This window comes from Arthrobacter sp. PTI12 (assembly GCF_056679915.1).
On the sequence record NZ_CM155256.1, the window covers coordinates 898,167 to 920,397 of the forward strand.

Annotated in this window: 6 protein-coding genes, 6 rRNA genes and 1 pseudogene; 10 read left to right on the forward strand and 3 right to left on the reverse strand. The window is 58.2% G+C overall.

Features of this window, described 5'->3' with window-relative positions; all coding sequences use genetic code 11:
• Positions 1-28 precede the first annotated feature (28 nt).
• Genes AC1MBU_RS04425 through glgB form a run of 3 tightly spaced genes read left to right on the forward strand, consistent with a single transcriptional unit; the run spans position 29 to position 7,475 of the window.
• On the forward strand, positions 29-2,044 hold the full coding sequence (locus tag AC1MBU_RS04425) for an alpha-1,4-glucan--maltose-1-phosphate maltosyltransferase (protein WP_479788854.1): 2,016 nt from the start codon (positions 29-31) through the stop codon (positions 2,042-2,044).
• Positions 2,044-3,810 (forward strand): maltose alpha-D-glucosyltransferase, encoded by a 1,767-nt coding sequence (gene treS, locus AC1MBU_RS04430; RefSeq protein ID WP_346028011.1) that lies wholly within the window; start codon positions 2,044-2,046, stop codon positions 3,808-3,810. The genes AC1MBU_RS04425 and treS overlap by 1 nt, the downstream gene beginning before the upstream one ends.
• Entirely contained in the window at positions 3,810-7,475 is a 3,666-nt protein-coding gene (gene glgB / locus AC1MBU_RS04435) for a 1,4-alpha-glucan branching protein GlgB (RefSeq protein WP_479788856.1), read from the forward strand. The genes treS and glgB overlap by 1 nt, the downstream gene beginning before the upstream one ends.
• Positions 7,476-7,587: 112 nt before the next feature.
• Here the strand turns inward: glgB and AC1MBU_RS04440 are convergent, their stop codons facing one another.
• Complete coding sequence (locus AC1MBU_RS04440; protein ID WP_479788858.1) at positions 7,588-7,851, reverse strand: hypothetical protein; 264 nt, start codon at positions 7,849-7,851, stop codon at positions 7,588-7,590.
• A 43-nt stretch (positions 7,852-7,894) separates the two neighbouring features.
• On the opposite strand from AC1MBU_RS04440, the gene AC1MBU_RS04445 reads away from it, so the two are divergent.
• From AC1MBU_RS04445 to rrf (AC1MBU_RS04455), 3 genes are all read left to right on the forward strand, one after another.
• Positions 7,895-9,417 (forward strand): 16S ribosomal RNA (locus tag AC1MBU_RS04445).
• A gap of 544 nt (positions 9,418-9,961) precedes the next feature.
• Positions 9,962-13,113: ribosomal RNA gene (locus tag AC1MBU_RS04450) — 23S ribosomal RNA — on the forward strand.
• A 172-nt stretch (positions 13,114-13,285) separates the two neighbouring features.
• Positions 13,286-13,402: ribosomal RNA gene (gene rrf / locus AC1MBU_RS04455) — 5S ribosomal RNA — on the forward strand.
• Together the 16S, 23S and 5S rRNA genes form the textbook arrangement of a ribosomal RNA operon.
• Before the next feature lie 248 nt (positions 13,403-13,650).
• Here the strand turns inward: rrf (AC1MBU_RS04455) and AC1MBU_RS04460 are convergent.
• Both AC1MBU_RS04460 and AC1MBU_RS04465 read right to left on the reverse strand, forming a co-directional pair.
• A pseudogene (locus tag AC1MBU_RS04460) lies at positions 13,651-15,030 on the reverse strand (IS3 family transposase).
• 788 nt (positions 15,031-15,818) lie between these two features.
• Positions 15,819-16,106, reverse strand: coding sequence for a hypothetical protein (locus AC1MBU_RS04465; protein WP_479788860.1), 288 nt, complete (start codon positions 16,104-16,106; stop codon positions 15,819-15,821).
• 43 nt (positions 16,107-16,149) lie between these two features.
• Between AC1MBU_RS04465 and AC1MBU_RS04470 the strand changes: the two genes are divergently transcribed.
• The 4 genes from AC1MBU_RS04470 to AC1MBU_RS04485 all read left to right on the forward strand — a co-directional run bounded on the left by AC1MBU_RS04470 (position 16,150) and on the right by AC1MBU_RS04485 (position 22,223).
• Positions 16,150-17,672: ribosomal RNA gene (locus AC1MBU_RS04470) — 16S ribosomal RNA — on the forward strand.
• Positions 17,673-18,216: 544 nt separating this feature from the next.
• Positions 18,217-21,368: ribosomal RNA gene (locus AC1MBU_RS04475) — 23S ribosomal RNA — on the forward strand.
• 172 nt (positions 21,369-21,540) lie between these two features.
• Positions 21,541-21,657: ribosomal RNA gene (gene rrf, locus AC1MBU_RS04480) — 5S ribosomal RNA — on the forward strand.
• Between the two features lie 83 nt (positions 21,658-21,740).
• A complete protein-coding gene (locus AC1MBU_RS04485) occupies positions 21,741-22,223 on the forward strand; it encodes an SRPBCC family protein (RefSeq protein ID WP_346028732.1) in 483 nt (160 codons plus the stop codon).
• Positions 22,224-22,231: the final 8 nt, after the last annotated feature.

Below are 22,231 nucleotides of genomic sequence, written 5' to 3' on the forward strand. Positions count from 1 at the left end.
GGCGACACGAAAAAGGGCAGGCGCATCCATGAGCGAAGATTTACGGTTCGGACGGATTCCCATCACCAAGGTGTCTCCGGTGGTCGAGGGCGGCTTGTTCCCCTCGAAGGCCGTACCGGGATCCGACATTGTGGTGGGAGCAACGGTTTTCCGGGAGGGCCACGACCAACTCGGTGTATCGGCAGTACTGCTCGACCCACAGGGCGCGGAAGTGCAGCGGGTACGGCTGGCGCCGCTCGGGATGGGAACGGATCACTATGAAGGCCGGCTCCGGCCAGCCGCCGTCGGGCTTCATTCCTTCCTGATCGAGGGCTGGAGTGATCTGTATGAAACCTGGCACCATAACGCCACCGTAAAAATTGAAGTGGGCGTCGACGTCGAGCTGATGCTCGAAGAGGGGGCGGTGCTCTTCACCTCCCAGTCTTCCTCCCGGCCCGCGCCGGAGAAGGACCTGTTCCTCGCCACCGCGGAGCGGCTCCGGAACCGGGAGTTGCCCATTGATGAGCGTCTCGCCGCCGGGCACGCCCCGGACATTCGCGCAGCGGTCGAGCGTGAGCCGTTGCGGGCTCTTGTGACGCCGTCCCGCGCGTACCCGATCCTCGTGGAGCGCGAGGCTGCCGGCCGGGGCGCCTGGTACGAGTTCTTCCCGCGCTCAGAAGGCGCCAGTTATGACCCCGGCGCCGCAGAGTGGACCTCGGGAAACTTCGTCACCGCAGCCCAAAGGCTCCCCGCTGTTGCACAGATGGGTTTCGACGTCGTCTACCTCCCTCCGATCCACCCGATCGGTAAAACGCACCGCAAAGGCCCGAACAACACCTTGAACGCAGGGCCGGGGGATCCCGGTTCCCCGTGGGCAATCGGCGGTCCGGAGGGTGGTCATGACGCCATCCACCCGGATCTGGGAACTTTCGAGGACTTCGATGCCTTTGTCCAGCGGGCTCATGACCTGAACCTCGAAGTGGCCCTGGACCTTGCGCTGCAGGCTTCGCCTGACCATCCCTGGGTCACGGAACACCCCGAGTGGTTCACCACACGCGTGGACGGGTCTATCGCCTACGCCGAGAACCCGCCGAAGAAGTACCAGGACATCTATCCGATCAATTTCGACAATGATCCGGACGGCATCTACAACGAGGTGCTGCGCATAGTTCTGCTGTGGGTGAGCCACGGCGTCCGTATTTTCCGCGTGGACAACCCCCATACCAAGCCGGTGCAGTTCTGGGAATGGCTCATCGCGCAGGTGAACAGGAAACATCCCGATGTCGTGTTCCTGGCCGAGGCGTTTACGCGGCCGGCCATGATGCATGCCCTCGGACGGGCAGGCTTCCAGCAGTCCTACACCTACTTCACCTGGCGCAACACCAAGGAGGAGTTGGAGCAGTACTTCACCGAGGTCAGCCGGGACACTGCGGCGTTCTTCCGCCCCAACTTCTTTGTGAACACACCGGACATCCTCACCGAGTACCTCCAGTACGGTGGGCCGGCAGCGTTCAAGGTGAGGGCCGTGCTTGCCTCCATGGCAAGCCCGCTCTGGGGTGTGTACGCCGGCTATGAGCTATACGAACACGTTGCCCGGCCGGGTGCGGAGGAGTACATCGACAATGAAAAGTTCGAGTACCGTCCCCGTGACTACGAAGCGGCCGAAGCTCAGGGGCGAAGCCTCGCACCCTTCCTTGCACGGTTGAATGAGATCCGCCGCTCCCATCCGGCACTCGGTGATCTCGAGAACCTCACGGTCCACAGCAGCACGGACGAGGCCACCCTGGTTTTCTCCAAGCACAAGGAAGGCCTGGGGGAGGATGGCCAGGAAAAGGACACACTCATCGTTGTCGTCAATGTCGATCCGCACAGCGCACGGGAGTCCACCGTGTCCCTCAACCTCGGTGCCCTCGGTCTTGCGGACGGCGACTGGAATGAGGATGGCACCTTCTGGGTGGATGACCTCATCACCGGCCAAAGCTGGCAGTGGGGAGCACACAACTATGTCAGGCTGGATGCTCACGTGGAACCGGCTCACATCCTTTCCGTCAGGAGGACTCGTTAGTGGCGAATCCGTTTCAGCTGCATGCCCCAGGCCTTGCACATGACCCGCACTGGTACCGCAAGGCCGTGTTCTATGAAGTGTTGGTTCGAGGTTTCGCCGACGCGAACGGCGATGGCTCCGGGGATTTCACCGGCCTGATCGACAAACTCGACTATCTGCAGTGGCTCGGAGTCGACTGCCTCTGGCTTCCACCGTTCTTCAAGTCCCCGCTGCGTGATGGCGGCTATGACATCGCGGATTACTATGATGTGCTCGACGAGTTTGGCAGCCTGAGCGACTTCAAGCGGCTGGTGGCCGAAGCGCACGCACGTGGCGTTCGTGTCATCATCGACCTTCCGCTGAACCACACTTCCGACAAACACCAGTGGTTTGAGGAGTCGCGCACAGACCCGGACGGGCCGTACGGCGACTTCTACGTGTGGAGCGACACCGACGAGAAGTACCAGGACGCCCGGATCATATTCGTTGACACGGAGGAGTCCAACTGGACTTTCGATCCAGTCCGCCGGCAGTTCTTCTGGCACAGGTTCTTCAGCCACCAGCCTGACCTCAACTTCGAGAACCCGAAGGTGACGGAGGCACTGTTCGACGTCGTGCGGTTCTGGCTGGACCAGGGGATTGACGGCTTCCGGGCAGATGCCATTCCCTACCTCTTCGAAGAGGAGGGAACCAACTGCGAGAACCTTCCCGCCACTCACACCTTCCTCAAGGAACTACGGGCCATGGTGGACGAGAACTATCCCGGACGCGTCATCATCGCTGAAGCAAACCAGATGCCCGACGAGGTTGTGGAGTACTTCGGTGATGAAGAGGGCGCAGAGTGCCACATGTGCTTTCACTTTCCGATCATGCCGCGGCTCTTTTACGCCCTGCGGGACCAGAAAGCAGCCCCGATCATCGAGACGATGGCCGAGACGCCTGACATCCCGGCCGGTGCCCAGTGGGGAACCTTCCTGCGGAACCATGATGAACTCACGCTGGAGATGGTGACTAACGAGGAACGCGAAGCGATGCTTGGCTGGTACGCACCTGATTCCCGGATGCGCGCCAATATCGGTATCCGGCGTCGTCTTTCGCCGCTGCTGGACAACTCGCGGGCGGAAGTGGAACTCATCCATGCACTGCTGCTCTCCCTGCCAGGCAGCCCGTTCCTGTACTACGGCGATGAGATCGGCATGGGAGACAACATCTGGCTTGAGGACCGCGATGCCTCCCGAACGCCCATGCAATGGAACCCGGACAGGAACGCGGGCTTCTCGACCGCCGATCCCGGCAAGCTTTACCTTCCGGTGGTTCAATCGCTCGTTTATCACTACAACCATGTGAACGTCGAAGCGCAGCTCGCAAGCTCGAGTTCGTTGCTTCACTGGATGCGGCAGATGCTCGCGGTGCGGCGATCCCACCCCGCGTTCGGTCTTGGCTCTTATCGCAACGTACCCACTGAGGCCGAGCCGGTGCTCGCGTTCATCCGTGAAGTTCCGGCCGACAACCCTGAAGGGGAGCAGCCGGAGGTGATCCTGTGCGTGTTCAACCTGTCGCAGCATCCGGTAGCAGCACGGCTGCACCTGCCGGAGTACTCGGGCAGGGGACTGCGTGATCTCTTCGGCGGTACCCCGTTCCCGGCGTTCGGCGATGACGGCGATCTCACCCTGACGCTGGGCAGCCATGACTTCTACTGGCTGCGGTTGCGTTCGGCCAGTTCCAATGTGGCCTCTCCGCATACCGAAGCGATGCCCGTAATTCCTATCTCGAAGGCAGTACAGTAATGGCCGTATCGACGTCATCCGTTCCCGAACTGCTCACGGCCTGGATGCCCACCCAGCGCTGGTTCCCTTCGAAAGGCAGGGAGATATCCCTGAGCCGCGCCGGTGGTGTCCGGTTGGAGGACCCGGCGGATGAAGTGGGGTTGGAGGTGCATCTCGTTGCGGTTGAGTCCGGAAGACGGCTGGACGTCGTCAATGTGCCGCTTACTTTTCGGTCGGAGCCCCTCAAGGGGGCGGAGTCGGCGCTGCTCGGAGAGACCGACCACGCCGAACTGGGACGCAGGTACGTCTACGACGGCACCCATGATCCCGTATTCATTGCCGCGTGGCTCGAGCTCATCCGGACTCAGGGCGGCACGGATGACGGCCGAACCAGGGCAACCTCACTCGGCGACTTCGGTTCCTCTCCCAGCGTCCCTGCGTCGGCTGATATCTCGGTGCTCGGCGGCGAACAGTCGAACACCTCCGTGGTCATTTCCTCCGGTGGGACGCCGACCATCCTGAAATTCTTCCGGGTCCTCGCAGCCGGGGAGAGCCCTGATGTCCTGGTGAGCGCAAAACTCACCGATGCCGGATCAACCGACGTACCGCAGACTTTCGGTTGGGTGATGGGCAGTTGGCAGGACACCAGGTCCGCTGATGAATGGGTCACCGGGCATCTCAGCGTGCTTCGGGAATTCATTCCGGGCAGCAAGGATGCCTGGCGGCAGGCCGTCACCGCCTTGGAAGCGGGACAACCGTTCACCACGGAGGCGGGTGAGCTCGGACGGGTCATCGCACGCATCCACAATCAGCTCGCACAGGCCTTCGGGAGCCGCGCCGCAACCGAACAGGAGTCGGCTGAGTTTCGGCAGTCCCTGGCCAGCCGTATCGAGTGGGCGTGGCGTGAGGCTGGGGCCACCGTAGGACCATACGACGAGCAGATCCAGGCAGTCATCGGCGAAGTGCAGGGATTGAAAGAACTTCCCGAACTTCAACGCATCCATGCGGATCTGCACCTGGGGCAGATTCTTGCAACGCGCGGGAGTAAATGGCTCGTCCTCGACTTTGAAGGTGAACCGCTGCGGCCGGCATCCGAACGAAGCGTGCCGGATGTTCCTGTGCGCGACGTCGTCGGGCTCGTGCGTTCTTTGGAGTACGCGGCAGGAGTGGGCGTACACGAAGCGGTAGTCTCGCCATCGGCCGCTGAGGCCTGGGCAACGGATTCAGTGACTGCCTTCCTCGACGGCTATTCCAGTGAGGCTGGAACAACGGTCGATCGCGCCGGCTCCCTTTTCCGTGCGCTATGGCTTGACAAGGCACTCTACGAGGTGGTGTACGAATTGAGAAACCGACCAGATTGGGTGGACGTACCCGTGTCAGCAGTTCGACGAATGCTCAAGGGCGGCGGGTCCGCCAAAGAAGAAGCATCGAATCAGGATTCCCCTGAGGATGCGGGCGCGACGGCGGCGGCGCAGGACCAGCCTGTCGCCACCGCACCTTCCGGTGATCCTATCCAGGTGGATCCGGATGTCCTTCAGCAGGTGTCCGAAGGGCGGTACTACCAGCCGCATGCAGTACTCGGAGCCCACCTGGACCAACACGGGCACGTAACCATCCGCACCCTTCGCCGGCTCGCGGAGAGCGTCACTGTGGTGACCGGCAGTGGCCGGACCGAGCTGAGCCATGAACACAACGGCATCTGGGTTGGCACTGTTGAACCTGAGCTGCCCGGACACGTCCCGGACTACCGCTTGGAAGTGGTGTATGACGGCGCTCCCCAAATGGTCGACGATGCCTACCGCTTCCTGCCCACTCTGGGCGAAATCGATATGCACCTACTTGCGGAAGGAAGGCACGAGACCCTGTGGACGGCTCTGGGTGCTCATGTACGCCGCTACGCTTCCGAGCTCGGTGACATCGCTGGGGTCAGCTTTGCTGTATGGGCTCCGAATGCCCAGTCGGTCCGGGTCAAGGCCGACTTCAACGGCTGGGACGGCTCGGTCCACGCTATGAGGTCGCTCGGTAGCTCCGGAATTTGGGAGCTCTTCGTTCCGGGAGCAGAGGCGGGCGCCCGCTACAAGTTCGAAATCCTTGGTCGTGACGGGCAATGGCGTGAGAAAGCCGATCCCATGGCACGAGGCACGGAAATTCCGCCGCTTACCGGGTCCCGGGTGGTGGAGTCCCGCTACGTATTCGGAGATGACGAGTGGATCAAGGATCGCGCTTCCAAGGATCCACACAACGGTCCGATGAGCGTCTACGAAGTGCACCTTGGGTCCTGGCGGCTGGGGCTGGACTACAAGCAGCTCGCCGAACAACTGGTTGAGTACCTGCAGTGGCAGGGATTCACCCACGTCGAGCTGATGCCGGTCGCTGAGCACCCGTTCGGCGGGTCATGGGGCTACCAGGTGACGTCCTACTTCGCGCCGACCGCCCGTTTCGGGCACCCGGACGACTTCAAATACCTTGTGGACAAGCTGCACCAGGCGGGTATCGGCGTCATCATGGACTGGGTGCCGGCCCACTTCCCGAAGGACGAATGGGCTCTCGCCCGGTTCGACGGCGACACTCTCTACGAGCACGGCAACCCTCAGCTGGGCGAGCATCCGGACTGGGGCACGCTGATCTTTGATTACGGTCGACGGGAAGTGCGTAATTTCCTGGTGGCCAATGCCTTGTACTGGCTGGAAGAATTCCACATCGACGGGTTGAGAGTCGATGCAGTCGCCTCAATGCTGTACCTGGACTATTCACGCGAGGACGGTCAATGGCAGCCGAACAGGTTTGGCGGCCGTGAAAACCTTGAGGCAATCTCTTTCCTCCAGGAGGTCAATGCGACCGCCTACAAGCGTGTGCCGGGCATCGTGATGATCGCCGAGGAATCAACGGCCTTCGATGGCGTTACCCGTCCAACCTCACAGGGCGGGCTGGGCTTCGGAATCAAATGGAACATGGGGTGGATGCATGATTCCTTGCAGTACATCGCCGAGGATCCGATCAACCGTGTGCACCATCACGGCAAAGCTACCTTCTCCATGGTGTACGCCTACACCGAAAACTTCATGCTTCCGATCAGCCACGACGAGGTCGTGCACGGGAAGGGCTCACTGCTTCGGAAAATGCCCGGCGACCGGTGGCAGCAGCTGGCCAACGTCCGCGCATATCTAGCTTTCCAGTGGGCGCATCCGGGCAAGCAGCTGATCTTCATGGGTACCGAGTTTGCCCAGGAGTCGGAGTGGTCCGAACAGTACGGACTGGATTGGTGGCTGTCGGACACAATCCCGCATAAGGGCGTGCAAGAGATGGTCAGGTCTCTCAACTTCATCTACCGGCAGACGCCGGCACTGTATGCGCGTGATAACGATCCTTCAGGATTCCAATGGATCGACGAGAATGACGGCGCCCACAACACCTTGTCCTTCATCCGGTGGGACACGCAGGGAAATCCTCTTGTCTGCGTTGCGAACTTCTCCGGTTCGCCGCACGAGGGCTACCGGGTTGGAATGCCGTGGTCGGGGCAGTGGACCGAGCTGCTCAACACTGATGCCGAGGAGTTCGGCGGTTCTGGAGTACGGAACGTCGGCCCGGTTGAGGCGGTAGAAGGAGCGCATAACGGGCTGCCCGCGTACGCGGATCTGCGGGTTCCGCCGCTGGGAGTTCTCTATCTGACCCCAGCCCACATCTAGCCCGAACCGCTACCCCGGAAGCTGGATTTACAACTGCGCTTCCGGGGTGCTAGAGTTTATATCCGCGCCGACGATCACTTCGGGTCAGGCCGACATCCACAATTCGCAGGAATCAGATTCGTTTCTGATCGCAGCGGACTGTGAATGAAGGCAGGATTTGACGGGGTGGGGTTTGGCGGGTAAGTTTGAAAAGTTGCTCCGGAGCGATGATGCGGCCTTGATGGTTGTGTTTGGTGCCGGGTGTTTCTGTTGTTTGAGAACTCAATAGTGTGCCATGTTTGTTGATACCGATTGTTTTTTGATTGGTTGATTTGCTGGTCATCTCGCCCTGGTGGGGTGGCTGGTTTTTTGGCTGGTTTCGAATTTTGTGCAGCATGGGCTTCTCTTTTTCCGGGGGGTTTGTGTTGTGTTCGTAGTTTTTTACGGAGAGTTTGATCCTGGCTCAGGATGAACGCTGGCGGCGTGCTTAACACATGCAAGTCGAACGATGATCCCTAGCTTGCTGGGGGGATTAGTGGCGAACGGGTGAGTAACACGTGAGTAACCTGCCCTTGACTCTGGGATAAGCCTGGGAAACTGGGTCTAATACTGGATATGACCGACTATCGCATGGTGGTTGGTGGAAAGCTTTTGTGGTTTTGGATGGACTCGCGGCCTATCAGCTTGTTGGTGGGGTAATGGCCTACCAAGGCGACGACGGGTAGCCGGCCTGAGAGGGTGGACGGCCACACTGGGACTGAGACACGGCCCAGACTCCTACGGGAGGCAGCAGTGGGGAATATTGCACAATGGGCGCAAGCCTGATGCAGCGACGCCGCGTGAGGGATGAAGGCCTTCGGGTTGTAAACCTCTTTCAGTAGGGAAGAAGCGAAAGTGACGGTACCTGCAGAAGAAGCGCCGGCTAACTACGTGCCAGCAGCCGCGGTAATACGTAGGGCGCAAGCGTTATCCGGAATTATTGGGCGTAAAGAGCTCGTAGGCGGTTTGTCGCGTCTGCCGTGAAAGTCCGGGGCTTAACTCCGGATCTGCGGTGGGTACGGGCAGACTTGAGTGATGTAGGGGAGACTGGAATTCCTGGTGTAGCGGTGAAATGCGCAGATATCAGGAGGAACACCGATGGCGAAGGCAGGTCTCTGGGCATTAACTGACGCTGAGGAGCGAAAGCATGGGGAGCGAACAGGATTAGATACCCTGGTAGTCCATGCCGTAAACGTTGGGCACTAGGTGTGGGGGACATTCCACGTTTTCCGCGCCGTAGCTAACGCATTAAGTGCCCCGCCTGGGGAGTACGGCCGCAAGGCTAAAACTCAAAGGAATTGACGGGGGCCCGCACAAGCGGCGGAGCATGCGGATTAATTCGATGCAACGCGAAGAACCTTACCAAGGCTTGACATGAACCGGAACGGCGCAGAGATGTGTCGGCCACTTGTGGCCGGTTTACAGGTGGTGCATGGTTGTCGTCAGCTCGTGTCGTGAGATGTTGGGTTAAGTCCCGCAACGAGCGCAACCCTCGTTCCATGTTGCCAGCGGGTTATGCCGGGGACTCATGGGAGACTGCCGGGGTCAACTCGGAGGAAGGTGGGGACGACGTCAAATCATCATGCCCCTTATGTCTTGGGCTTCACGCATGCTACAATGGCCGGTACAAAGGGTTGCGATGCTGTGAGGTGGAGCTAATCCCAAAAAGCCGGTCTCAGTTCGGATTGAGGTCTGCAACTCGACCTCATGAAGTCGGAGTCGCTAGTAATCGCAGATCAGCAACGCTGCGGTGAATACGTTCCCGGGCCTTGTACACACCGCCCGTCAAGTCACGAAAGTTGGTAACACCCGAAGCCGGTGGCCTAACCCTTTTGGGGGGGAGCCGTCGAAGGTGGGACCGGCGATTGGGACTAAGTCGTAACAAGGTAGCCGTACCGGAAGGTGCGGCTGGATCACCTCCTTTCTAAGGAGCGCCTACAACTGTTTGCATCCTGCGTTGTGTGGGGTGTGGGGGTTGTCAGGAGTATGCCCATTGCGCAGGCGTTTGTTCTGCGGTGGGTGCTCATGGGTGGAATATCAATGAATAGGTGCCGGGTTGGTGCTGGTTGGTTTGAGTACGGGTCGCATGTTTTCTGTTCTGTCGGGTTTGTCCTGGCGGGGTGGGGTGTGTGGTTTGGGAAAGGGCTGGTTGGTTGCTGGTTCGGTAGTGTGTGGCACACTGTTGGGTCCTGAGGCAACAGGGGCTGGGTTTCTGCTGGGGATGAGTCGCACGGTTGTGTGGTTTGTTTCGGGTGGGGGTTTGGTTGGCTGGTGTTTCTGGTTTTCCTGGGCATTACCGCTCATGTCTTGATCCTGTTTGTTTGGGGTTGTGGGGTGTGGGTGGTGTGTTGACTGGGGTTGTTGTTTGAGAACTGCATAGTGGACGCGAGCATCTTAAATTTTGTGTATGCACGCAATCGTTTGGCATGGCCGGCTCTTTGGGGTTGGTTGTGTTGGTTGTGTGTGATCGTCAAGTTTTTAAGGGCACACGGTGGATGCCTTGGCATCAGGAGCCGAAGAAGGACGTGGGAATCTGCGATAAGCCTGGGGGAGTTGATAACCGAACTTTGATCCCAGGATGTCCGAATGGGGAAACCCCGCTCAGCGCGCGAGTGACTGGGTGACCCGTACCTGAACACATAGGGTGCGTGGGGGGAACGTGGGGAAGTGAAACATCTCAGTACCCACAGGAAGAGAAAACAATAGTGATTCCGTTAGTAGTGGCGAGCGAACGCGGATGAGGCTAAACCAGTGGTGTGTGATAGCCGGCGGGCGTTGCATCTCTGGGGTTGCGGGACTTTCCGTATCAGTTCTGCCGGGCTGGTGAAGTGAGTGCAGGCGTATAGGTGAACGGGTTTGAAGGCCCGACCGGAGTGGGTGAGAGTCCCGTAGCTGTAATGCGTGCTGCCGCTTGGAGAGTATCCCAAGTAGTACGGGGCCCGAGAAATCCCGTGCGAATCTGCCAGGACCACCTGGTAAGCCTAAATACTCCCTGATGACCGATAGCGGACCAGTACCGTGAGGGAAAGGTGAAAAGTACCCCGGGAGGGGAGTGAAATAGTACCTGAAACCGTGTGCCTACAATCCGTCAGAGCGGGATTTTGTCCTGTGATGGCGTGCCTTTTGAAGAATGAGCCTGCGAGTTAGTGTTACGTCGCGAGGTTAACCCGTGTGGGGTAGCCGTAGCGAAAGCGAGTCTGAATAGGGCGAGTGAGTGGCGTGATCTAGACCCGAAGCGAAGTGATCTACCCATGGCCAGGTTGAAGCGACGGTAAGACGTCGTGGAGGACCGAACCCACTTCAGTTGAAAATGGAGGGGATGAGCTGTGGGTAGGGGTGAAAGGCCAATCAAACTTCGTGATAGCTGGTTCTCCCCGAAATGCATTTAGGTGCAGCGTTGCGTGTTTCTTGCCGGAGGTAGAGCTACTGGATGGCCGATGGGCCCTACAAGGTTACTGACGTCAGCCAAACTCCGAATGCCGGTAAGTGAGAGCGCAGCAGTGAGACTGTGGGGGATAAGCTTCATAGTCGAGAGGGAAACAGCCCAGACCACCAACTAAGGCCCCTAAGCGTGTGCTAAGTGGGAAAGGATGTGGAGTTGCTCAGACAACCAGGAGGTTGGCTTAGAAGCAGCCATCCTTGAAAGAGTGCGTAATAGCTCACTGGTCAAGTGATTCCGCGCCGACAATGTAGCGGGGCTCAAGTACACCGCCGAAGTTGTGGATTTCAAATGTTAGCCAAGCCGGAGACTTGTTCTCCTGAGTTCAGGCGTTTGGAGTGGTAGGGGAGCGTCGTGTGGGCAGTGAAGTCGCGGTGTAAACCAGCGGTGGAGCCTACACGAGTGAGAATGCAGGCATGAGTAGCGAAAGACGGGTGAGAAACCCGTCCGCCGAATGATCAAGGGTTCCAGGGTCAAGCTAATCTGCCCTGGGTAAGTCGGGACCTAAGGCGAGGCCGACAGGCGTAGTCGATGGACAACGGGTTGATATTCCCGTACCGGTGAAGAACCGCCCATACTGAACAAGGGATACTAACCGCCCAAACCATTTTCCAGTGCCCTTCGGGGTCCGTGTTGATGGGGAGCGTGGGACCTGATCTTGGGAGGTAAGCGTATTAACAGGTGTGACGCAGGAAGGTAGTCGGGCCGGGCGATGGTTGTCCCGGTCTAAGGATGTAGGAGGGACCATAGGCAAATCCGTGGTCCTGGTTTTGATACCGTCTCTGAGACCCGATGGGCCCCGCTTTTTGGTGGGGATCCGATGATCCTATGCTGCCTAGAAAAGCATCGGCGTGAGGTTCCAACTGCCCGTACCCCAAACCGACACAGGTGATCAGGTAGAGAATACTAAGGCGATCGAGAGAATTATGGTTAAGGAACTCGGCAAAATGCCCCCGTAACTTCGGGAGAAGGGGGGCCCCAACCGTGAACCACACTTGCTGTGGGGAGGCGGATCGGGGCCGCAGAGACCAGGGGGAAGCGACTGTTTACTAAAAACACAGGTCCGTGCGAAGTCGCAAGACGATGTATACGGACTGACTCCTGCCCGGTGCTGGAAGGTTAAGAGGACCGGTTAGCTCACTTGTGGGCGAAGCTGGGAATTCAAGCCCCAGTAAACGGCGGTGGTAACTATAACCATCCTAAGGTAGCGAAATTCCTTGTCGGGTAAGTTCCGACCTGCACGAATGGAGTAACGACTTCCCCGCTGTCTCAACCATAAACTCGGCGAAATTGCACTACGAGTAAAGATGCTCGTTACGCGCAGCAGGACGGAAAGACCCCGAGACCTTCACTATAGTTTGGTATTGGTGTTCGGTGTGGCTTGTGTAGGATAGGTGGGAGACTGTGAAGCTTGGACGCTAGTTCAGGTGGAGTCATCGTTGAAATACCACTCTGGTCACTCTGGATATCTAACTTCGGCCCGTAATCCGGGTCAGGGACAGTGCCTGATGGGTAGTTTAACTGGGGCGGTTGCCTCCTAAAAAGTAACGGAGGCGCCCAAAGGTTCCCTCAGCCTGGTTGGCAATCAGGTGTCGAGTGTAAGTGCACAAGGGAGCTTGACTGTGAGAGAGACATCTCAAGCAGGGACGAAAGTCGGGACTAGTGATCCGGCGGTACATTGTGGAATGGCCGTCGCTCAACGGATAAAAGGTACCTCGGGGATAACAGGCTGATCTTGCCCAAGAGTCCATATCGACGGCATGGTTTGGCACCTCGATGTCGGCTCGTCGCATCCTGGGGCTGGAGTAGGTCCCAAGGGTTGGGCTGTTCGCCCATTAAAGCGGTACGCGAGCTGGGTTTAGAACGTCGTGAGACAGTTCGGTCCCTATCCGCTGCGCGCGTAGGAAATTTGAGAAGGGCTGTCCTTAGTACGAGAGGACCGGGACGGACGAACCTCTGGTGTGTCAGTTGTACTGCCAAGTGCACCGCTGATTAGCTACGTTCGGATGGGATAACCGCTGAAAGCATCTAAGCGGGAAGCCTGCTTCAAGATGAGATTTCCATACACCATTTGGTGTGAGAGGCCCCCAGCCAGACCACTGGGTTGATAGGCCGGATGTGGAAGCGAGGACTAACGACTCGTGAAGCTGACCGGTACTAATACGCCGATAACTTGACACCACACAAAACACGAATGCTACGCGTCCACTATGCGGTTCCCAACCAATAACACCGGTTACCAGGGAACACACAACACAATATTGACAATTACGTACAACTACACTGAACAGTTGTAACCACATACTTCCCACCCCACCACCGCTCACACCGGTACGGGGTCGGGTACAAGGGTTACGGCGGTCATAGCGTGGGGGAAACGCCCGGTCCCATTCCGAACCCGGAAGCTAAGACCCACAGCGCCGATGGTACTGCACCCGAGAGAGTGTGGGAGAGTAGGACACCGCCGGACAACACTTACGGAAAGGCCTCACCTTCACGGTGAGGCCTTTCCTGCTTTAAACCCACACCAACAACACATCGCATGACCGAATTTGCTCTGGCCAGCGTGGTGGAGGAGCGGAACTTGTTCCCCGGCATCAGGGTGTAGGGGCCGCCATGAGCATCCCATGAGGCTTGCGGCGCTTCCGTGGTGGCCGGCCCGCCGTGCCGATCCGGAATTTTTCAAGTCAAGCGGTACCAAGGTGAGTTAGACGGAGGTTAGGCCGCCGTTTCTCCGGCGGTTTCGGTCGGTTGGTTGATCCATGCCGGTCCGGGTAGAGCGAGGATCTTGGGATCGGTAGCGGTACTGAATCGGTGTGCTTGTTCCTGGCCGCGGCCAGGGTTTGTGAGCGCTTCATGGCCACTGCGTCGGCGAAGCCGTAGTGCACGTTGGCCGGGGTGTGGAACCCGATGCCGGAGTGCTGGTGATGGTGGTTGTACCAGTCCACGAATTCGTTGATGAAGGCCCGCGCACCGCCGAGTGAGGCGAAGCGTTCGGGGAATGTCGGCCCGTATTTCATGGACTTGAAAAGCGACTCTGAGTATGGATTATCGTTGCTCACCCGGGGTCGGGAATGGGATCGGGTGATCTCCAGGTCAGAGAGCAGCGCGGCCACAGTCTTCGACGTCATCGACGTCCCGCGGTCGGCGTGAACCACCTCCGGGATGCCATGGACGCCGAAGATCTCCCGCATCATCTCCACGGCCAGGATCCCTGATTCGGTGGCGTGCACATGCGCCCCGACGATGAACCTCGAATAGATGTCCACCATCAGGTAGCAGTCGAAGTACTTGCCCTTGACCGAGCCGGCGAGCTTGGTGATATCCCAGCTGAGCACTTGTCCAGGGGCGGTGGCAACCAGTTCCGGGATGGCCCGGGCCGGATGCTTGGCCAGCCGGCGGCGTTCCTTGACCTGCTTATTCTCCTCCAGTACCCGGTAGAACGTGGAGACCGAACCCAGGTAGGTCCCCGCATCCAGCAGCTTCGCGTAGACCTGCAGCGGTGCCAGGTCCACGAACTCCGGCGAGTTCAAGGCCGCCAGGATCTCGGCCCGCTCCGCGGTGCTGAGCTTGTTCGGCGGCACCGCCGGTTCCTGGTCCACCGGTACGGCAGGCTTGCGGTAGATCGTGGTCCGTGAAAGCCCGACCAAGGCAGCGGCCTGCCGCGTCGGAACGGCAGCGTTCACCAACTGCCGGTAGGCGCTGGTCATCTCTTCTTGGACTTCGGCTCGTCCGGCGATTCCGCGATGGCGTTCTCGAAGAACGCCGAGAGTTTTCCCATGACCTCCAAGGCTGCCTCGGTCTTGTTCAACCGGCTCTCGCTCACCTCCAACTGGCGGCGCAGACGTGCGATCTCGGCCTGCTCCCGGGACAGCTTCCCGATCGTCTCCCCGGCTTTCTTGCCAGCCAGGACACCGCCATCACGCAGCTTGCGCCACTCAGCGATCTGAGAGGAATACAGCCCATGCTCACGCAGGAACGCACCGCCCTCCTGACGGGTGCAGGCATCCTCTACTGCGCTAAAAACTCAAGCTTCTGCGCTGGGGTAAAAGACCTTCGAGGGGTCGGGCCACCGGCACGCGGTCCGGAACCACCCATGGATCCATCTTGGCCTACCTTGGCCAAAACTAGATTAGACATAATGATCGGTTTCCTGGTTCTCGCCCCACGCGATTAAGCTGACTTGCTCTGTCACCGTGGTACCGCTCCAGCCTGACACGTAGGGATCCCCTGCTCGCTGAGGGCCCAGCTGTCGAACCACGGGCAACCGGAGGTGGAGCGCCTGCTGGCGGTGGCCGGCGAACGAGATATTCAGCACACAGCCCGACCGGCTGGGATGCTCAGCTCGCTGCTGCTTGCCGCACTCTAGTTGTGTGCTCGGCGTTTCAGGAGGGGTGACTCGATGCTGATCGAGGAGACCACAGCGGCGCGGAAGTAACGCGACACCCCCTGCAGGATTCTGTTCTCTTTATGCCGAGGATGTCCTGGCGTCATCAGTGCCGCGGGTTCGGAGCAGCTGTTCTGATGCGTGTTCCTGGCCGGGTGTTCCTGACTCCTGTGCCAACATCTGCAGCAGCGATGGGATAGCCACCCTGCCGAGACTACTTGGCTTCACGCGCGGGGCGGGCAAGACCATCGGGCATGCGCCACTCACTGAAAGGTGCGCGTGATTGTGGTTGACGTCACGTCACCGTGCCGGCGTCAACCGTAGTGCATTTGCGCATTGTGGTGCCCTGCATCCGCATGCCCGCGAGGTTTTTGGTCTCTCGACGGCTGATTTGCCGCACCCCGGATCCTTGTGTAATGTTTTCTGAGTCGCGGCGGCCGGGACAGTGAAATTTACCGGCAAGAGCGACAAACTCCCAACACAATCTGGATGTATTCCGTCATGGAGTGCGCCCTGTTTGGGAGCCGGCACAGCACCACAGCCGGTCAGATAGCCCGACAGGGCGGATTTGACGGGGTGGGGTTTGGCGGGTAAGTTTGAAAAGTTGCTCCGGAGCGATGATGCGGCCTTGATGGTTGTGTTTGGTGCCGGGTGTTTCTGTTGTTTGAGAACTCAATAGTGTGCCATGTTTGTTGATACCGATTGTTTTTTGATTGGTTGATTTGCTGGTCATCTCGCCCTGGTGGGGTGGCTGGTTTTTTGGCTGGTTTCGAATTTTGTGCAGCATGGGCTTCTCTTTTTCCGGGGGGTTTGTGTTGTGTTCGTAGTTTTTTACGGAGAGTTTGATCCTGGCTCAGGATGAACGCTGGCGGCGTGCTTAACACATGCAAGTCGAACGATGATCCCTAGCTTGCTGGGGGGATTAGTGGCGAACGGGTGAGTAACACGTGAGTAACCTGCCCTTGACTCTGGGATAAGCCTGGGAAACTGGGTCTAATACTGGATATGACCGACTATCGCATGGTGGTTGGTGGAAAGCTTTTGTGGTTTTGGATGGACTCGCGGCCTATCAGCTTGTTGGTGGGGTAATGGCCTACCAAGGCGACGACGGGTAGCCGGCCTGAGAGGGTGGACGGCCACACTGGGACTGAGACACGGCCCAGACTCCTACGGGAGGCAGCAGTGGGGAATATTGCACAATGGGCGCAAGCCTGATGCAGCGACGCCGCGTGAGGGATGAAGGCCTTCGGGTTGTAAACCTCTTTCAGTAGGGAAGAAGCGAAAGTGACGGTACCTGCAGAAGAAGCGCCGGCTAACTACGTGCCAGCAGCCGCGGTAATACGTAGGGCGCAAGCGTTATCCGGAATTATTGGGCGTAAAGAGCTCGTAGGCGGTTTGTCGCGTCTGCCGTGAAAGTCCGGGGCTTAACTCCGGATCTGCGGTGGGTACGGGCAGACTTGAGTGATGTAGGGGAGACTGGAATTCCTGGTGTAGCGGTGAAATGCGCAGATATCAGGAGGAACACCGATGGCGAAGGCAGGTCTCTGGGCATTAACTGACGCTGAGGAGCGAAAGCATGGGGAGCGAACAGGATTAGATACCCTGGTAGTCCATGCCGTAAACGTTGGGCACTAGGTGTGGGGGACATTCCACGTTTTCCGCGCCGTAGCTAACGCATTAAGTGCCCCGCCTGGGGAGTACGGCCGCAAGGCTAAAACTCAAAGGAATTGACGGGGGCCCGCACAAGCGGCGGAGCATGCGGATTAATTCGATGCAACGCGAAGAACCTTACCAAGGCTTGACATGAACCGGAACGGCGCAGAGATGTGTCGGCCACTTGTGGCCGGTTTACAGGTGGTGCATGGTTGTCGTCAGCTCGTGTCGTGAGATGTTGGGTTAAGTCCCGCAACGAGCGCAACCCTCGTTCCATGTTGCCAGCGGGTTATGCCGGGGACTCATGGGAGACTGCCGGGGTCAACTCGGAGGAAGGTGGGGACGACGTCAAATCATCATGCCCCTTATGTCTTGGGCTTCACGCATGCTACAATGGCCGGTACAAAGGGTTGCGATGCTGTGAGGTGGAGCTAATCCCAAAAAGCCGGTCTCAGTTCGGATTGAGGTCTGCAACTCGACCTCATGAAGTCGGAGTCGCTAGTAATCGCAGATCAGCAACGCTGCGGTGAATACGTTCCCGGGCCTTGTACACACCGCCCGTCAAGTCACGAAAGTTGGTAACACCCGAAGCCGGTGGCCTAACCCTTTTGGGGGGGAGCCGTCGAAGGTGGGACCGGCGATTGGGACTAAGTCGTAACAAGGTAGCCGTACCGGAAGGTGCGGCTGGATCACCTCCTTTCTAAGGAGCGCCTACAACTGTTTGCATCCTGCGTTGTGTGGGGTGTGGGGGTTGTCAGGAGTATGCCCATTGCGCAGGCGTTTGTTCTGCGGTGGGTGCTCATGGGTGGAATATCAATGAATAGGTGCCGGGTTGGTGCTGGTTGGTTTGAGTACGGGTCGCATGTTTTCTGTTCTGTCGGGTTTGTCCTGGCGGGGTGGGGTGTGTGGTTTGGGAAAGGGCTGGTTGGTTGCTGGTTCGGTAGTGTGTGGCACACTGTTGGGTCCTGAGGCAACAGGGGCTGGGTTTCTGCTGGGGATGAGTCGCACGGTTGTGTGGTTTGTTTCGGGTGGGGGTTTGGTTGGCTGGTGTTTCTGGTTTTCCTGGGCATTACCGCTCATGTCTTGATCCTGTTTGTTTGGGGTTGTGGGGTGTGGGTGGTGTGTTGACTGGGGTTGTTGTTTGAGAACTGCATAGTGGACGCGAGCATCTTAAATTTTGTGTATGCACGCAATCGTTTGGCATGGCCGGCTCTTTGGGGTTGGTTGTGTTGGTTGTGTGTGATCGTCAAGTTTTTAAGGGCACACGGTGGATGCCTTGGCATCAGGAGCCGAAGAAGGACGTGGGAATCTGCGATAAGCCTGGGGGAGTTGATAACCGAACTTTGATCCCAGGATGTCCGAATGGGGAAACCCCGCTCAGCGCGCGAGTGACTGGGTGACCCGTACCTGAACACATAGGGTGCGTGGGGGGAACGTGGGGAAGTGAAACATCTCAGTACCCACAGGAAGAGAAAACAATAGTGATTCCGTTAGTAGTGGCGAGCGAACGCGGATGAGGCTAAACCAGTGGTGTGTGATAGCCGGCGGGCGTTGCATCTCTGGGGTTGCGGGACTTTCCGTATCAGTTCTGCCGGACTGGTGAAGTGAGTGCAGGCGTATAGGTGAACGGGTTTGAAGGCCCGACCGGAGTGGGTGAGAGTCCCGTAGCTGTAATGCGTGCTGCCGCTTGGAGAGTATCCCAAGTAGTACGGGGCCCGAGAAATCCCGTGCGAATCTGCCAGGACCACCTGGTAAGCCTAAATACTCCCTGATGACCGATAGCGGACCAGTACCGTGAGGGAAAGGTGAAAAGTACCCCGGGAGGGGAGTGAAATAGTACCTGAAACCGTGTGCCTACAATCCGTCAGAGCGGGATTTTGTCCTGTGATGGCGTGCCTTTTGAAGAATGAGCCTGCGAGTTAGTGTTACGTCGCGAGGTTAACCCGTGTGGGGTAGCCGTAGCGAAAGCGAGTCTGAATAGGGCGAGTGAGTGGCGTGATCTAGACCCGAAGCGAAGTGATCTACCCATGGCCAGGTTGAAGCGACGGTAAGACGTCGTGGAGGACCGAACCCACTTCAGTTGAAAATGGAGGGGATGAGCTGTGGGTAGGGGTGAAAGGCCAATCAAACTTCGTGATAGCTGGTTCTCCCCGAAATGCATTTAGGTGCAGCGTTGCGTGTTTCTTGCCGGAGGTAGAGCTACTGGATGGCCGATGGGCCCTACAAGGTTACTGACGTCAGCCAAACTCCGAATGCCGGTAAGTGAGAGCGCAGCAGTGAGACTGTGGGGGATAAGCTTCATAGTCGAGAGGGAAACAGCCCAGACCACCAACTAAGGCCCCTAAGCGTGTGCTAAGTGGGAAAGGATGTGGAGTTGCTCAGACAACCAGGAGGTTGGCTTAGAAGCAGCCATCCTTGAAAGAGTGCGTAATAGCTCACTGGTCAAGTGATTCCGCGCCGACAATGTAGCGGGGCTCAAGTACACCGCCGAAGTTGTGGATTTCAAATGTTAGCCAAGCCGGAGACTTGTTCTCCTGAGTTCAGGCGTTTGGAGTGGTAGGGGAGCGTCGTGTGGGCAGTGAAGTCGCGGTGTAAACCAGCGGTGGAGCCTACACGAGTGAGAATGCAGGCATGAGTAGCGAAAGACGGGTGAGAAACCCGTCCGCCGAATGATCAAGGGTTCCAGGGTCAAGCTAATCTGCCCTGGGTAAGTCGGGACCTAAGGCGAGGCCGACAGGCGTAGTCGATGGACAACGGGTTGATATTCCCGTACCGGTGAAGAACCGCCCATACTGAACAAGGGATACTAACCGCCCAAACCATTTTCCAGTGCCCTTCGGGGTCCGTGTTGATGGGGAGCGTGGGACCTGATCTTGGGAGGTAAGCGTATTAACAGGTGTGACGCAGGAAGGTAGTCGGGCCGGGCGATGGTTGTCCCGGTCTAAGGATGTAGGAGGGACCATAGGCAAATCCGTGGTCCTGGTTTTGATACCGTCTCTGAGACCCGATGGGCCCCGCTTTTTGGTGGGGATCCGATGATCCTATGCTGCCTAGAAAAGCATCGGCGTGAGGTTCCAACTGCCCGTACCCCAAACCGACACAGGTGATCAGGTAGAGAATACTAAGGCGATCGAGAGAATTATGGTTAAGGAACTCGGCAAAATGCCCCCGTAACTTCGGGAGAAGGGGGGCCCCAACCGTGAACCACACTTGCTGTGGGGAGGCGGATCGGGGCCGCAGAGACCAGGGGGAAGCGACTGTTTACTAAAAACACAGGTCCGTGCGAAGTCGCAAGACGATGTATACGGACTGACTCCTGCCCGGTGCTGGAAGGTTAAGAGGACCGGTTAGCTCACTTGTGGGCGAAGCTGGGAATTCAAGCCCCAGTAAACGGCGGTGGTAACTATAACCATCCTAAGGTAGCGAAATTCCTTGTCGGGTAAGTTCCGACCTGCACGAATGGAGTAACGACTTCCCCGCTGTCTCAACCATAAACTCGGCGAAATTGCACTACGAGTAAAGATGCTCGTTACGCGCAGCAGGACGGAAAGACCCCGAGACCTTCACTATAGTTTGGTATTGGTGTTCGGTGTGGCTTGTGTAGGATAGGTGGGAGACTGTGAAGCTTGGACGCTAGTTCAGGTGGAGTCATCGTTGAAATACCACTCTGGTCACTCTGGATATCTAACTTCGGCCCGTAATCCGGGTCAGGGACAGTGCCTGATGGGTAGTTTAACTGGGGCGGTTGCCTCCTAAAAAGTAACGGAGGCGCCCAAAGGTTCCCTCAGCCTGGTTGGCAATCAGGTGTCGAGTGTAAGTGCACAAGGGAGCTTGACTGTGAGAGAGACATCTCAAGCAGGGACGAAAGTCGGGACTAGTGATCCGGCGGTACATTGTGGAATGGCCGTCGCTCAACGGATAAAAGGTACCTCGGGGATAACAGGCTGATCTTGCCCAAGAGTCCATATCGACGGCATGGTTTGGCACCTCGATGTCGGCTCGTCGCATCCTGGGGCTGGAGTAGGTCCCAAGGGTTGGGCTGTTCGCCCATTAAAGCGGTACGCGAGCTGGGTTTAGAACGTCGTGAGACAGTTCGGTCCCTATCCGCTGCGCGCGTAGGAAATTTGAGAAGGGCTGTCCTTAGTACGAGAGGACCGGGACGGACGAACCTCTGGTGTGTCAGTTGTACTGCCAAGTGCACCGCTGATTAGCTACGTTCGGATGGGATAACCGCTGAAAGCATCTAAGCGGGAAGCCTGCTTCAAGATGAGATTTCCATACACCATTTGGTGTGAGAGGCCCCCAGCCAGACCACTGGGTTGATAGGCCGGATGTGGAAGCGAGGACTAACGACTCGTGAAGCTGACCGGTACTAATACGCCGATAACTTGACACCACACAAAACACGAATGCTACGCGTCCACTATGCGGTTCCCAACCAATAACACCGGTTACCAGGGAACACACAACACAATATTGACAATTACGTACAACTACACTGAACAGTTGTAACCACATACTTCCCACCCCACCACCGCTCACACCGGTACGGGGTCGGGTACAAGGGTTACGGCGGTCATAGCGTGGGGGAAACGCCCGGTCCCATTCCGAACCCGGAAGCTAAGACCCACAGCGCCGATGGTACTGCACCCGAGAGAGTGTGGGAGAGTAGGACACCGCCGGACAACACTTACGGAAAGGCCTCACCTTCACGGTGAGGCCTTTCCTGCTTTAAACCCACACCAACAACACCAACTAGAGTTCCACTATGGACAGTCTCTTCTCCCATCGTGATGCCGGCTCCACAGATCGCGAACCAGGTACTAAGCCGGGACCACTCACTGCAGAGGTGACCGTCCCTCGGACCCGCGACGAGTCATTCGCAGGGTTCACCGACGGTATCCATCTGTGGTGGCCCGTTGATCAGACCCGATTCGGCGATGGTACCCATCCGGAATTCACCAGCGGGGAGCTCTTTGAGGAGGATGCCGCGGGCAACTCGGCGTCATGGGCAACCGTGGCAGGAGAGACATCTGGCGGAGAGCTGGAGCTCAGGTGGCACTACCTTGGCAACCCGAATTTGTCGAGTCGTGTCGTGGTCACCTTCACCGCGGGTCGCGGAAGCACGCAGGTGAGCCTGGTTCATGACGGGTGGACCGACGGCGAGCTGGGTCACGAGCAGCGTGCTGCTGCGCCCAATTGGGCAACCGTGATGGCTTCCTATCGACGATTCATGGGTGGCGCTTCGTGACGAATGCG

What these genes read in the sequence shown, in the direction of transcription:
- AC1MBU_RS04440 (WP_479788858.1), bottom strand. Translation starts at nt 7,851, where the DNA reads ATGCTGCACAAAATTCGAAACCAGCCAAAAAACCAGCCACCCCACCAG.
- AC1MBU_RS04465 (WP_479788860.1), bottom strand. Translation starts at nt 16,106, where the DNA reads ATGCTGCACAAAATTCGAAACCAGCCAAAAAACCAGCCACCCCACCAG.
- AC1MBU_RS04485 (WP_346028732.1), top strand. Translation starts at nt 21,741, where the DNA reads ATGGACAGTCTCTTCTCCCATCGTGATGCCGGCTCCACAGATCGCGAA.
- glgB (WP_479788856.1), top strand. Translation starts at nt 3,810, where the DNA reads ATGGCCGTATCGACGTCATCCGTTCCCGAACTGCTCACGGCCTGGATG.
- AC1MBU_RS04425 (WP_479788854.1), top strand. Translation starts at nt 29, where the DNA reads ATGAGCGAAGATTTACGGTTCGGACGGATTCCCATCACCAAGGTGTCT.